The organism is Acidovorax delafieldii 2AN, assembly GCF_000175235.1.
Classification (GTDB): domain Bacteria; phylum Pseudomonadota; class Gammaproteobacteria; order Burkholderiales; family Burkholderiaceae_C; genus Acidovorax; species Acidovorax delafieldii_B.
The window spans coordinates 1-13,220 of record NZ_ACQT01000101.1 but is presented as its reverse complement, the minus strand read 5'-3'; the positions used below and the strand labels follow the sequence as shown (position 1 = coordinate 13,220).

At 64.4% G+C, this 13,220-nt stretch carries 12 protein-coding genes; 4 read left to right on the top strand and 8 right to left on the bottom strand.

What is annotated here, in order from left to right:
• Positions 1–174 precede the first annotated feature (174 nt).
• The 7 genes from ACDELDRAFT_RS13150 to ACDELDRAFT_RS13120 are packed head-to-tail and all read right to left on the bottom strand — an operon-like array spanning position 175 to position 8,792.
• On the bottom strand, positions 175–768 hold the full coding sequence (locus ACDELDRAFT_RS13150) for a nitrous oxide reductase accessory protein NosL (protein ID WP_005797521.1): 594 nt from the start codon (positions 766–768) through the stop codon (positions 175–177).
• Positions 765–1,580, bottom strand: a complete 816-nt coding sequence (locus ACDELDRAFT_RS13145; protein ID WP_005797519.1) for an ABC transporter permease — start codon at positions 1,578–1,580, stop codon at positions 765–767. The genes ACDELDRAFT_RS13150 and ACDELDRAFT_RS13145 overlap by 4 nt, the downstream gene beginning before the upstream one ends.
• 27 nt (positions 1,581–1,607) lie before the next feature.
• Positions 1,608–2,549 (bottom strand): ABC transporter ATP-binding protein, encoded by a 942-nt coding sequence (locus tag ACDELDRAFT_RS13140; protein WP_005797517.1) that lies wholly within the window; start codon positions 2,547–2,549, stop codon positions 1,608–1,610.
• Entirely contained in the window at positions 2,524–3,795 is a 1,272-nt protein-coding gene (locus ACDELDRAFT_RS13135; RefSeq protein ID WP_005797515.1) for a nitrous oxide reductase family maturation protein NosD, read from the bottom strand. Before ACDELDRAFT_RS13135 ends, ACDELDRAFT_RS13140 begins: the two co-directional genes overlap by 26 nt.
• Complete coding sequence (locus ACDELDRAFT_RS13130; protein WP_005797513.1) at positions 3,792–6,416, bottom strand: 4Fe-4S binding protein; 2,625 nt, start codon at positions 6,414–6,416, stop codon at positions 3,792–3,794. Before ACDELDRAFT_RS13130 ends, ACDELDRAFT_RS13135 begins: the two co-directional genes overlap by 4 nt.
• Before the next feature lie 59 nt (positions 6,417–6,475).
• Entirely contained in the window at positions 6,476–8,413 is a 1,938-nt protein-coding gene (gene nosZ / locus ACDELDRAFT_RS13125) for a TAT-dependent nitrous-oxide reductase (RefSeq protein WP_005797511.1), read from the bottom strand.
• A gap of 22 nt (positions 8,414–8,435) precedes the next feature.
• Entirely contained in the window at positions 8,436–8,792 is a 357-nt protein-coding gene (locus ACDELDRAFT_RS13120; RefSeq protein ID WP_005797510.1) for a DUF2946 family protein, read from the bottom strand.
• 310 nt (positions 8,793–9,102) lie between these two features.
• Here ACDELDRAFT_RS13120 and ACDELDRAFT_RS13115 point away from each other — a divergent pair, with 310 nt between their 5' ends.
• Both ACDELDRAFT_RS13115 and ACDELDRAFT_RS13110 read left to right on the top strand, forming a co-directional pair.
• On the top strand, positions 9,103–9,531 hold the full coding sequence (locus tag ACDELDRAFT_RS13115) for a c-type cytochrome (protein WP_005797508.1): 429 nt from the start codon (positions 9,103–9,105) through the stop codon (positions 9,529–9,531).
• Between the two features lie 11 nt (positions 9,532–9,542).
• A complete protein-coding gene (locus tag ACDELDRAFT_RS13110) occupies positions 9,543–10,583 on the top strand; it encodes an FAD:protein FMN transferase (protein ID WP_005797506.1) in 1,041 nt (346 codons plus the stop codon).
• A 9-nt stretch (positions 10,584–10,592) separates the two neighbouring features.
• Here ACDELDRAFT_RS13110 and ACDELDRAFT_RS13105 read toward each other — a convergent pair whose 3' ends face one another.
• Entirely contained in the window at positions 10,593–11,435 is an 843-nt protein-coding gene (locus ACDELDRAFT_RS13105; RefSeq protein WP_005797504.1) for a symmetrical bis(5'-nucleosyl)-tetraphosphatase, read from the bottom strand.
• A 24-nt stretch (positions 11,436–11,459) separates the two neighbouring features.
• Between ACDELDRAFT_RS13105 and ACDELDRAFT_RS13100 the strand changes: the two genes are divergently transcribed.
• Together ACDELDRAFT_RS13100 and ACDELDRAFT_RS13095 are read left to right on the top strand one after the other, a co-directional pair.
• Positions 11,460–12,764: a hemolysin family protein gene (locus ACDELDRAFT_RS13100; RefSeq protein ID WP_005797502.1), complete on the top strand. Its 1,305-nt coding sequence runs from the start codon at positions 11,460–11,462 to the stop codon at positions 12,762–12,764.
• 128 nt (positions 12,765–12,892) lie between these two features.
• Positions 12,893–13,180 carry an H-NS histone family protein gene (locus ACDELDRAFT_RS13095; protein ID WP_005797501.1) on the top strand — a complete coding sequence of 96 codons (288 nt, stop codon included), beginning with the start codon at positions 12,893–12,895 and terminating at the stop codon, positions 13,178–13,180.
• Positions 13,181–13,220: the final 40 nt, after the last annotated feature.

Below are 13,220 nucleotides of genomic sequence, written 5' to 3'. Positions count from 1 at the left end.
CCACGCACACGTCATCGGGCAGGGGCTGCGCAGTCGCGCCGTCCGCACTGCTGCCCGGCGGCCGGAATTTCCACGCCCCGGCACCCACCAAGGTCCCGACCACGGCCAACCCCGCCAGCAGGGCCTGGCGCCGAGGGGGGGCGTGTCGCAGCGTGTCCATGGCGTGCGGCCGCTTTACATGCGGGTGTCGTGCAGGGCACCGCCGCTGAGATCGACCATGTCGGCCGTGATTTCAGCGAATTTCAGCACCCGGCCGCCATATTCGGCGGCGAACTTGCGGGCGTCGGCCTCCTGGGCAAAGCTGCCGATGGTGGGGCCCATGGAGCCGTGGCGTTTCCCGCCCACGACATACAGCGCGGTCTTGGCGTCTATCCAGTGGCCGCGCGGCGCGTTCCAGTCGGCCTGGCCCATGTCCTGCACATACACGGCCCGCACGGCGCGCACCTGTTCGCCCGCCAGCAAGGTGCTGAACAGCTCCACCGTGTCGCAGAAGAACGAGGGTTGGGCTTGTCCGGCGTAATGCACCTGGGCCTTGGGGCCGGGGTAGTCGGCAAGCAGCATGCCATCGAGTTCGCAACTGGTGGACCGGTCGATTTCCACCGGGGCCAGCGTCTGCGCCGTGCCTGCGGGGTCCGAGCACCCCGTCAGCGCGCCCAGGCCCAAGCCGCCAAGCGCGACCAGGGCCGCAAGGCCGAGCAGCCGGCGGCGTTCGCCATCGACGGCGCCCGCAATGGCGTGGCGTCGGCAGTTGCAAAGGGTTGTGTTCATGGTTTGAATCTCCAGCTTGCCAGGGCCAGTGGCACCGCGATCCAGGCCACCATCACGCCTCCCATGAGGCCGGGCCGCGCCAGCGGTGCGGGCACGATGGTGGTCAGCCCGTACAGGGTGCGCACGTCTTCGAGCGAAAACACGTTGAGTATGCGGAACACGTCCGCGGGATTGAGCAGCAGCAGGTAGGCCACGGTTGCGCCGCCGTAGGCGCCGCCGGTGGCCACCAGGGCGCCCAGCAGCAGCAGGTCGAACACCAGCACGAAGAAGAACCACGCGGCGATTGCCAGGCCAGAGGCGCGCGTGCGCTCACGTGCCAGCACCGACAGCAGCACGGCCATGCTGAGAAAAGCCAGGCCCAGCAGCACCGAACTGAGCATGAAGCCCCCGTAGTGGAACAGGCCCGCCCAACTGAATTGCCGGTAGAGCAGGACTGCCACCAAGCCAAAGCCCGCCAGCGTGGACAGCGTGAGGGCGGCTGCCAGTCCGAGGTATTTGCCCAGCAGCAGTTCCAGGCGGGTGATGGGCAGCGACAGCAGCAGGTCAAGCGAGCCGCGTTCGCGCTCGCCGACGATGGCGTCGAAGCCCAGCAGCAGTGCGATGAGCGGGATCAGGTAGATCACCAGGCTGACCAGGCTGGCAATGGTGAACTCGATCGAGCGAAAACCCACCGTGCCCTGCTGCGCGCCGCCGAAGTAGGCGATGGCCAGCGAGAACACCGTGAACACGAGTGCCACCGCCAGCACCCAGCGGTTGCGCATGCGGTCGCGAAACTCTTTCGCAGCGATGGTGAAGATCTGTGTCAGTTCCATGGGGGACCTTGGTTGGTGAGCGCCCGGTCAGCCGGCGAAGCCGAAGAACACGTCTTCGAGCGAGGGCTCATGGATGTGCAGGTCGCGCACGCTGGCACCAAAGGGTGCCAGAGCGGCCAGCACGCCCATCTTGGCATCGCGGGGGCAGCACAGATCCAGCCCGGTAGCCGTGGGGGTGGTGGTGATTCCGGGCAACTGGGCCAGGGCCTGGGCCACAGGCGTGCGGTCAGCCTCGGCCAGGGTCAGGGCAATGGTGAGGGGCATGCGCGTTTGCTCGCGCAGGGCCTGCACGCTGCCCAATGCCTGGAGCTTGCCGGTGGCCAGGATGGCCAGCCGGTCCACACGTTCCTGCAGTTCGGCCAGGATGTGCGAGGTGATGACGATGGTGACGCCCTGGGCCTGGAGGCCGCGCAACGTGGCATAGAAATCGCGGATGGCCTGCGGATCGAGGCCGTTGGTGGGCTCGTCCAGCAGCAGCACGCGCGGCGTGCCGAGCAGCGCCTGGGCAAACCCGAGGCGCTGGCGCATGCCCTTGGAATATTCGCGCACGGGCCGCTGGCCCGCCTGGGACAGGCCCACGCGCTCGAGCAGATCGGGGCACTGCGCCAGCGGTGCGCCCTTGAGCCGTGCGAAGAACCGCAGTGTCTCCAGCCCGGTCAGGTTGTCGTACAGCACGACGTTCTCCGGCAGGTAGCCGAGGTGGCGGCGCGCGGCGCGGAAACCGCGCCCCTGCACCGAAGCACCGCCCACGAGGATTTCGCCCCGGGTTGCCGGCACCAGGCCGAGGATCATCTTGAACAGCGTGCTCTTGCCCGCGCCGTTGTGTCCGATCAGGCCGAAGATTTCCCCGCGCTCCACGCGCAGGTCGATGCCGTCCACCGCGTGCAGCGCACCATAGTGCTTGTGCGCGCCGCGCACCTCGATGGCGGGAGAGTCGGAGGGGTCAGCGTTGGGAGGGTTGCGGGTCACGCCAGTGGCTCCGTTGGGGGTTGTTTGGTTGCATGCGGGGTTTGGGATCTACCACGGTAGGGACGCGCAGCACGGGAAACTGCTGGCCCACCAGGCGCAGGGCCTGCACCGCTGGGCTGGCCAGCAGAAGCTTGATGGTAGGGTGGCGCCAGGTAAGCCGGTCCACCATGTCATTGGCTTCGTAAGGGACATCGCCCACGCCGTTGCCGTCGCGGTCCCAGCCGAGGTAGTTGCTCCAGTAGTTGCCGCTTTTCGTACCCCAGCGCTCGTCACGGGCGCCCACATAGCGCACCTGCTCGCGGTTGCCCACGAAGTCGTTGCCCTCCACCTCGTTGCGGGTGGAGCCGGCCGACAGATGCACGCCGATGGTGTTGCCCGTCACCAGATTGTTGAGCAGCTTGACGTATTCGACGTCGTAGATGAAGAAGCCGCGACCGTTGTTGGCCACCACGTTGTTTTCGATCACCGAGTCCTGCATGGTGCGCAGCATGATGCCGTGGTCGGAATTGCCCCAGGCGCGGTTGTTGCGCACCACCTGGTCGCGCACTTCCATGAGGGCCAGGCCACCCCGGTTGAGGAAGGTGTCGTTGTCTTCCCACAGGTTGTAGTAGGAATTCATGTAGTGCGTTCCGTAGCGACTGTGGTGCAGCCTGTTGCCTCGGAAGATGGCGTGGTGCGAGACGTCGACATAGAGCGCATCGCGCACGAAGCTGATGTGGTTGTTCTCGATGCGCGCACCGGTGGTGTTGTAGAGCTGCACTCCATTGCCGCGCTGCGACGAGTTGACGTCGCGCAGGCCCGTGATCACGTTGGAGATCACCTGCACGTTGTTGGCCTTCTCGATCCACAGCCCGAAGAGGTTGTAGGTGAGATCGCAGTGCCGGACGATGGCGCGGTGCGCGCCCGGATAGATATAGATGCCCGCGTTCTGGTTCTTGAGGTCGGTGCCCGAGTCGCGCACGATCAGCCCCTCGATCACGACGTCGGGCGCCGTCACGCGGATGGTGTCACCGTTCTGGCCGCCGCTGAGCGTGGGGCGGTCCACGCCGCGCAGCGTGAGGGCTTTGTCGATGCGCAGGTTCACGCGGTAGAAGCCGCGCTGCACTTCGACCACGTCGCCGGGCGACGCAGAGCGCACGACCGCCTCGAGATCGTCGCCGGGTCGCACCTGCACCGTGGACGCCCACAGGGGCGCCGACGGCAGAGCGAGGGCAGCGGCGGCAATGAGCGCCAGGAGGCTTCTCACAACACCATCCAGCCCATGGCCTTGAGGGCGAGGAACAGCGCGGCGCCGATCAGCAAGTTCTTGAAGCCCACGTAGCTCATCATGTCCATGATGCCCGCCACGCGGAACTGGTCGCGCCACCATGGGCCGTCCTTGACGTAGCGCTTGCCCGACAGCCGGATCAGCACTTCGTAAACGCTCCAGCCGAACCACCAGCCGATGATGGCCCCCGAGGACAGGCTGCCCAGGGCCGTCATCACCCATGCCACGCTGGCGGCGATGGCCAGCGAGAAGCCCGCGATCTGCAGTCCGCGCTGCGACGCCCAGCCCTCGCTCGTCCAGGGCCACAGGTGGTCGCGCACCTCCAGCCAGATCCAGCGCAGGCCTTTGGCGCCTGCCTTGTGGGCCGGCGCGGCTGGCGCGGTGGGCATGCGCGGGTCGGGGCCCTGGGCCGCCTTGGCGCTGATCTGCTCGGTGAAGCTGGTCGCCGGGTGGATCGGGATGAAGTAGCCGTTCTTGCCGATGGGGGTGATCTCCAGCCCATCCTTCTCGCGGCGCTTGCGCTCCTTGGCCAGCGGCGGGCAACCCTTGGTGTCGGTATAAAGAATCATGCAATCGAGGCAATGCAGGCACTCGCGGTGGTCGATGCGGCCGTCGGTATCGATGGCCTGCGCGCCACAGCCCACGGCGCAGGCCTTGCAGCTGTTGCAGTCCTGCTTGCGCTTCAGGCCAAACCAGCGGAAGGTGCTCGGCATGGCCAGCGACGCACCCAGCGGGCAGATGTATTTGCAGTACGGCCGCTCGATGAATATCGATACTCCCAGAATGGCGGCCACGAACAGGCCGTAGGGCCAGGCACGGTTCAGCACGCCGACCAGGAAGGTGGTCTTGAAAGGCTCCACTTCGGCTAGCTTTTCGGCCAGGCCCATGGAGAACATGGAGACCGTGAGCAGGAAGAAGAAGATGGCGTACTTGAGCCACTTCAGGCGGTCATGCCACTTTTGCGGCAGCTTGGTCTGGAAACGCCCCAGGCCGATGAAGCGCGCCACCTTGTAAATCGACTCCTGCAGCGAGCCGAACGGGCACATCCAGCCGCAGAACAGCCCGCGCCCGAACAGGAACACCGTGACGATGATGAAAATCCAGAACAGGAAAATGAACGGATCGGACAGGAACAGCGACCACGTCCACTTGAACAGCAGTGCGTGGAACCAGGTCAGCACCTGTGTGATGGAGGGTTGTGCCATGGCTCCAAAGCCGACGAATCCGATGCTGAGTGCCCAGGCGCTGTACTTGAAGGCGTTGACCGGCCATTTGTTCTTGTGGGTGGACAGCCGGGTGAGCGTTTCACGGTAGGCATACACCACGGTCACCACGACCAGCAGCAGTGCGAACAGCGCGATTTCGACGGCGCGCGATTTCCACACGCGCACCCATGGGGCGTCGGGCTCTTCGATCTTGGGGCGGCCGCCTTCCAGCGTGGCGGCAGGCAGCCAGTAGGGGGTGTCGAAGCTGGTGAAGCTGCGCGCTCCGGTGGCGCGATCGACGCGGTTGCCCAGGAAGCTGAGCTTCCAGGGGTAGGCGGCCGAGAAAGAGGGCGAACGGATGATGAAAATCGCCGATTCGCTGTAAGAGGGAGCACCTGTGGCCTCGATGCCATACAGGTTGAGCGCATCGAGGTCACGGAACGTGAAGGAGTCTGCGCCCTGGCGGACCTGGACACGGTCGTAAATGCCGCCCCGCACGAAGCCAGAGCCCTTGAAGGATTCCTTGCCTGCCGTGCGGATGACGAACAGGGCGCTCTCGCCTTCCTTGAGTTGGAGTCGCAGGTTGTTCCAGCTGTTGTCGCCCATCACGCTCTTGCCCACGTCGGGATGGTTCAGGTCGCCGAACCACAGCTCGATGAAAGGGTCAGGACCGCGGTCGAGTCCCACTTGCTCGGGCATGACCTGCAGGCGCTGGACGAGCCCTTGCTGAACCAGGTCGGCCCAACTGAGGCGCTTGCCCGTGGCGGCGAAGCGGGCGGGCTCGCGCACCGTGGGGGCCAGAATGCCCACCTGGCGCGCAACGGCCGAGCCCGAGGCCATCATGACCTGGTTCTGGGCGATCACGGTGACGGTAGCGCCCGAGATGGCGTCCAGGCCCAGAACGTTTTCGTCGGGACGCGACTGGCCTACCTCTATCTTGTCGGCCACCGACTTGCCAAGGTACTGGTCGTTGAATTTGAGGAGTGCGGATTCGGGGATGCCCAGCAGCAGGATGGGCTCGGAATGCTTGAGCACTTTCACGCCGACAAACTTGCCCGCCTTGTCCATGCCGATCAGCGTGACCACGGGCTTGCCTGAATAGGCGGGCGTGTCGGTGATGTCGGTCGACAACATCACATAGCCCAGCAGCTTCTTGCTGGCGCTGTCGTTGTCGTAGGCCTCCACGTAGGGTGGCTGGCCCTTGCGTTCGGAAAAATGCGTGGCGCCCGGGAAAACATCAGCGCAGGGGACCAGGGCACACATGTCCTTGGCGGTGTGCAGGTCAGCGGGCAACTCTGCCTCGTAGGCGCCTGCCTGGGCACGTGGAATGAAAAGCACCAGTGCCAGAAAAAAAGCGATCCCGAGGATCGCGAACCGTTGGCGAAGCAAAGTCATCACGCTTTCCTGTAAGGGGTTGCGCGGCATGGCTGCCGCGCAACCCAGTGAGCTGCCTATCAGGCTTCCACGATCATGCGCGTACGCATTTCAAGGTGGAGCGCATGGCAGAAGTTGGTGCAGTAGATCCAGAACACACCGGGCTTGTCGGCCACGAAGTCGACCGATGCGGTCTGCAGCGGGTTGACGACGAATTGCACGTTGTATTTAGGGATCGCAATGCCGTGGGTCAGGTCTTCGACTTTGTCGAGGTTGGTCAGAATCAGGGTGACCTGGTCACCCTTCTTCAGCTTGAACTCGCGCAGGCTGAATGCAGGGGCCTGGGAAGTCAGCTTGACGGTCACCTTCTTGCCATTGCGGAACACGCCGCTTTCCTTGGCATCCTTGATGGCCAGCGGGAAATCGTCGTGCGAATATACCTGCTTGGGGCGCACCAGATCGCGCTTGAAAATGATGAAGTCGTGGGGTTCGCCGCGCACGGGGTGGTCGGCCAGCAACACCATTTTTTCGCCCGAGATGTCGATCAGCTGTTCATTCTCAGGGTGCAGGGGACCCACGGGCAGGAAGCGGTCCTTGGAGAACTTGCAACCCACGGCGAGATATTTGCCGTCGGCAGCCTTGGTTTCGGATTGCGATGCATTCACGTGGCCCGGCTGGTACTGCACGTCGAGGCGGTCCACCACGTACTTGGAATTCTTGTCACCGGCGTGGAACTTGATGGCAGCCTCGATGTTCCACTTGACCATCTGGCTGTCCAGGAACAGCGTGGTGTAGGCATTGCCGCGGCCGTCAAATGCCGTGTGCAATGGGCCCAGGCCCACTTCCACTTCCGCCACGATGGCGTTGTCGAGCTTTTCGGATTTGCCGTCGAACCAGTCAAGCACCTTCGACAGTTCGATCACGGAGCAGGTAGGCGAGAGCTTGCCGGCGCAGATGAAGTACTTGCCGTCGGGGCTGGCGTTCACGCCGTGCGGGTTCTTGGGCACGCTCACATAGGCCACCAGCGCCGTCTTGGGATCCTTGTTGGCTTCATGGGTGCCGTCGACCACGGGCACCTTGGAATCGCCATAGGTCTTGAACTTGCCGGCCTTCACGGCCTCTTCGATGCGGGCGATGTTGAAGAAGGCGCATGCGTCGCGCTCGGCGGACATCATGTCTTCGTAGTGCACGCCACCTTCAACGTTGTACTGGTTGGTGGCGGCCAATTTGCCGTCGTAGGACGAAGCCACCAAGTCGCAGTTGCCGTCGATCAGCACTTGCCAGCGCACTTCCATCGATTCCGCGTCCACGCAGCTGAACAGCGAACGGTACTTTTCAGGCGAGTCGACGTCTTTGCCGTTGTTGGGCAGCGGGATCGCGAATTCGCCACCGCAGAAAACGCGCGTCGTGTAGTTGATGGCTGGATCGACCGGGTCTGCCTTGTCGGGGAAGATGCCGTGGAAGCCCTGCACGTTGGGCAGGTCGGTGATCTTGTCGCAGACAAAGTAGTCAAGGCGGATGCGGGCGACGCGGGCATTGATCTTGTCGTTGATCCACGCGTAACGGCCATCGTAGTTGCCGTCCTTGTAGGAGGCGTGTGTGTGGTGCGTGTCGGCCACGTTGTAGCGCAGGCTGCCGTCGGGCTTGGTGCCCATGACTTGCTTGGATTCGTTGGTGATGCCCCAGCCCACCAGCGCGTCAGGCACAAAGCAGGGGATGCGATGAATTTCGCGGCCCGAGGGCAGGCCCAGAACGCGCATGTCGCCGTTGTGGCCGCCGCTCCAGAGGCCGTAGTAGGTGTCCAGTTCGCCGGGCTTGAGATGGGTGCTGTTGGCTGCGCCCGAGTGGGCTGCGGCCGGTGCGGCCACAGGGCCCGAGGCGGCTGCGGCAGGGGCGCTCGCAGGCTTGTCGTTGCAGGCTGCCACACCGACGGTCAGGCCCGCCAGTGCTGCGGTGTTGATGAAACGGCGACGGCCCATGCCGACGGTTTCTGGGTTGACTTCTCTCTTATCGCTCATGGTTCACCTCTTTAGGATTGACTCAGAAAAAAAACGGAGGGGCCCGCGCTGGCGGCGGCGCCGCAGTGGCGGCCACAGCGTGGGGCTGGGAGTGGAAAAGGGGCGCGGCGTCCGACGCGGGGGGCAGCGACGGCAGCGCCATCGCGGTGTAGGGCGGTGCGCCGCCCACGAGACACAGGGGGCAGTCCAGCGCGGTGGCGCCCAGCGGTTCTGTGCCGTCAGGGGTGTGGACGAGAACCTTCAGCGATCCGGCGGTGGAGCACACGACCTCCAGCGTTCGCGGCTGGACCATCGGAGCGGCGGTGGCGACGCCGAGGGAGATCAGGAACCAGGCCAGTATCCATAAACGGAACTTGACCATGGTTTCGGGGTTGTTCATGGAGGCCGACTATAGATTCATAAAGAATGAATCAAATTGATTTAGGTCATACATTGGCAACCGAAAAGGGTGCGCCTGTCAAGCATCCCGATTTACAGTATGGGGGTTGCTCTTGACGCACTTCATCCTCCTATGATGTCCGCTGGGTTTGCTTCTTTGGTGGTCGCCAGTCGAGACACGACGCCTGAGAAATGCAAGCGAACCTGGTGACGGTTCGGCACGCCCTTGGTTGTTTGACCAAGGCGCCGCGGATGGCTCGGCCACTGCGTGAAGAACCTTCTTTTTTTGATCTTCAGTAAGGAAAATCCCCATGAAAAAACTATCCGGCCTGGTTGCCATCGCGGCGTTCTCCCTGGCGCTCAGCGCATGCGGCGACAAGAAGTCTGCCGAGCCTGCAGCTCCCGCTGCTGCCCCGGCTCCAGCTGCAGCTCCTGCGCCCGCACCTGCCGCTGCGCCCGCGCCGGCAGCAGCTCCTGCGGCCGAGAACACCGTGGGCAAGAGCGTGTTCGGCAAGACGTGCTCCATGTGCCACGCGGCTGGTGTGGCAGGTGCGCCCAAGCCCGGTGACAAGGCCGATTGGGGCCCGCGCATTGCACAGGGCAAGGACACCCTGTATAAGCACGCGCTTGAGGGCTTCACCGGCGCCAAGGGCATGATGCCCGCGCGTGGGGGCGGCGCAAGCCTGACAGACGACGAGGTCAAGGCCGCCGTGGATTACATGGCCGACCAGTCCATCTGAGCCGTCTCGCCATGAAATCCGTTCAATCGTCGGCGTTCAACCTGACCCGGCGCCGGATTGCCATGGCACTGCCCCTTCTGGGGTGCGTGCCCTGGGCATCGGCGGCGCCGGTTTCCGGGGCGCCCCAACGTGCATCGCGGACCCTCATGGGTACGCAGATTGATATCGTCGTCGATGGGGGCGAAGGCCCTGCGACGGCGCGAGCCATTGAACAGGCCTACCTCGAAATGCAACGGCTGGAAGGGCTGTTCAGCCGTTACCAGTCCGACAGCGTGGTCAGCCGCATCGGCCGTGCTGCGGGTATCCAGCCCGTGCCGGTGCCGCCCGAGGTGATGGCGGTGCTGAAGACTGCGCAACAGATGTTCCAGTTCAGCGATGGCGCTTTCGACGTCACCGTGGGTTCACTCAAGGGCTGGAATTTCGAGGCTGGGCATCAGACGGTACCATCGCCCGCCCTCATCGCTCGCCAGCGCGAGTTGGTGGATGGGCACCGCCTCGTGTTGGACGAACAGGCCGCAACGGCGTATCTCACCCGCCAAGGTATGGCGCTCGATCTGGGCGGCATTGCCAAACTTCCCATTCTGGAAGCGGGGATGCGCGTGCTGCGCCGGGAAGGCGTGCGCAATGCGCTCGTCAATGGCGGCGGCGACGTGCTGGTGATGGGGCAGATGCAGGGACGTCCCTGGCGCGTCGGCCTGCGCGACCCTCTTGCGCCGCAGCGGTTGCTGGGTGCGCTGTCGGTGCAGGGCCAGGCCGTGGTGGCCTCGTCCGGCGACTACGAGCGTTTCTTCTTTGCCCAAGGCAAGCGCGAACACCATATTCTCAACCCCCGTACCGGCTATCCCACGGCCGGCGTACACGGCGTGAGCCTGCTGGCGCGCGACGTGGCCCAGATCAACGGCCTGGGCGCTGCGATGATGGTGCAAGGCGCGAAAGCCGGGCAGATGCTCGTGGCGCGTCAGCCTGGCGTGCATGCGCTGATGGTGGCGGCCGACGGCACGCCCTGGTATTCGGTCGGCATGGCGTCGGCGCTCACGCGAACGGCTTCCTGAGCCCGTCTTTCAACCCGGGGCCTGCGCCTGGGGGCAGTGCACCTGGAGCAGTTCACGATCGTCCAGCGAATTGCCGAAGCGCACGGCGCTCAGGCAGCCCCCCCACACGCAGCCTGTGTCCAGTCCCAGGCAGTGCCGCCGGTTGAGCCACCCGAGGGTGGACCAATGCCCGAAGGCGATCAGGGTTGCGGCCGTGGCGCGGCCGGGCACCTCAAACCATGGCATCAGTCCGGGCGGCGCGGCGGCGGCGCTCTCGGTGCTCTCAAAATCCATCACCCCCTCGTCCGAGCAAAAGCGCAGGCGTGTCAGTGCGTTCACGATCACGCGCAGGCGATCAGGGCCGGCGAGGGCGGGATCCCAGCGGGCAGGTGTGTTGCCATACATTTGGTGCAGGAAAGCGCGCAGATCCGGCCCTTGCAACGCGGACTCCACCTCGCCTGCCAACTGGAGGGTTTCGTCGGCCGTCCACGAAGGCAACACCCCCGCGTGTACCATGAGCAGTGGCTGCTGCCCATGGATGTGCCGGCGGGCCAGGGGCTGCGCGCGCAGCCACTGCAGCAGCGCGTCGCGGTCGGGAGCTTCCAGCACATCGGCCAGGGTGTCGCGCCGTGACGGCTTGCGCGCCCCGTGGGCCGCGGCGAGCAGGTGCAGGTCGTGGTTGCCCAGCAGGGGGCGTAACGCATCGCCATGGGCCATGCACCGGCGCAGCACGGCGGCCGAGCCCGGCCCCCGATTGACCAGATCGCCCAGCAGGTAGACGGTGTCGCGGCTTGCCGAAAAGCCGATCAGGTCCAGCAGGCGCTGCAGTGCGTGGTCGCAACCCTGGATATCGCCAATACAGTAAAGTGCCATGGTCTTGTTTCTACCTTTCGATTCATGGATTTTCTGCTGATCGCGCTGCTGACACTGCTCAATGGCGTGTTCGCCATGTCTGAACTGGCACTGGCGTCCAGCCGCAAGTCGCGGTTGGTTGCCATGGCCGAGGGCGGTGATGGGGGCGCACAGGCCGCTCTCGTGCTGCTGGGCAATCCCACGCAGTTCCTCTCGTCCGTGCAGGTGGGCATCACCTCCATCGGCATGCTCAACGGCATCCTCGGAGAGGCGGCCTTCAGTGACAGTCTGGGCCACTGGCTGCAGACGCTGGGCGTGCCCGAGCGCGCGGCCAGCGTAAGCGCCACAGCCATCGTGGTGACGGCCATCACTTTCATCACCATCGTGTTTGGCGAACTGGTGCCCAAGCGTATTGGCCAGTTGTACCCCGAGGCTGTGGCCCGTTTCGTGGCGCGGCCCATGACCTGGGTGGCGCAGGGGGCCAAACCCTTTGTGCGCCTGCTGTCACTGTCCACGCAAGGGGTGCTGCGGCTGCTGCGGGTGGACAACGACGCCGGGCGCATGGTGACGGAAGAGGAGATCGTGGCCAGCCTCGAAGAGGGGCGTGATGCCGGCGTGATCGAACACCACGAGCACCAGATGGTGCAGAACGTGTTTCACCTCGACGACCGTCCCTTGACTTCGCTGATGGTCCCCCGCACCGATGTGCAGTGGCTCGACGCCGGCCTGACCGTGGTCGAAGGCCTGCGGCTGGCGGGCTCGGGCGGCGACCGTGGCGCGCATTCGTGGTACCCGGTCTGCCGTGGTTCGCTCGACGAGGTGGTGGGGGTGATCAGTGTCGCGCGCCTGCTCGAACTCGGGCCCGAGGCGCCGGGCCGCCTCGAGTCGCATGCCCAGCCCGCAACCTTTTTGCCCGAAACCCTGAGCGGCATGGAACTGCTGGAGCAGTTCAGGGCCCGCTCGGGACGCATGGTCTTCGTGGTGGACGAGTATGGCGTGGTGCAAGGCATCATGACGCCGCGCGATCTGCTCGAAGCCATCACGGGTGAACTGCAGCCCGGAGCGTCGGCCGATGCCTGGGCCACTTTGCGCGACGACGGCACATGGCTGCTGGATGGCCTGATGCCCGTGACCGAACTCAAGGCGCGGCTCGATATTCGTGATTTGCCCGAAGAAGAACGTGGGCGCTATAACACGCTGGCCGGGCTTTTAATGGCCGAGTCGGGGCATTTGCCCGCGGTGGCGGAGCGTATTGCCTGTGCAGGATGGATATTCGAAATCCTGGATCTGGACGGCAAACGCATTGACAAGGTTCTGGCGCAGCAGGACCGGCAAGACAAAACCGATTGAATATCGGGCTGTCTTTGGAACCGCCCAAAATTCGGGGTAGGTGGAATTGCTAACAAAAGAGAGGATGCAAGAGGCGCGCATTATTCCTATAATGCCAATTCCTTCGCACTTACTTTTAATTACACATCATGTCCAGCTACAAAGAACTCCTGAAGCAGCGTGAAGCCCTTGAACAGAAGATCAACGAAGCCCGGCGCAACGAACTGGCTGAAGCCGTTTCGCAGGTCCGTGCCTTGGTGGCTGAATTCGGTTTGACCGCGCAGGATGTCTTTCCCGCTGGGCGGGCACGCAGCGCCAGTGCTGGCTCCAAGGTGGCTCCCAAATACCGCAACCCCGCTACAGGCCAGACCTGGACGGGCCGCGGCAAGGCCCCCAAGTGGATTCAAAACGAAAGCCGCGAGAAGTTCGCGATTTAATCTTCGGCCATCGGCCATAAAAAAGTACCGCACGTGCGGA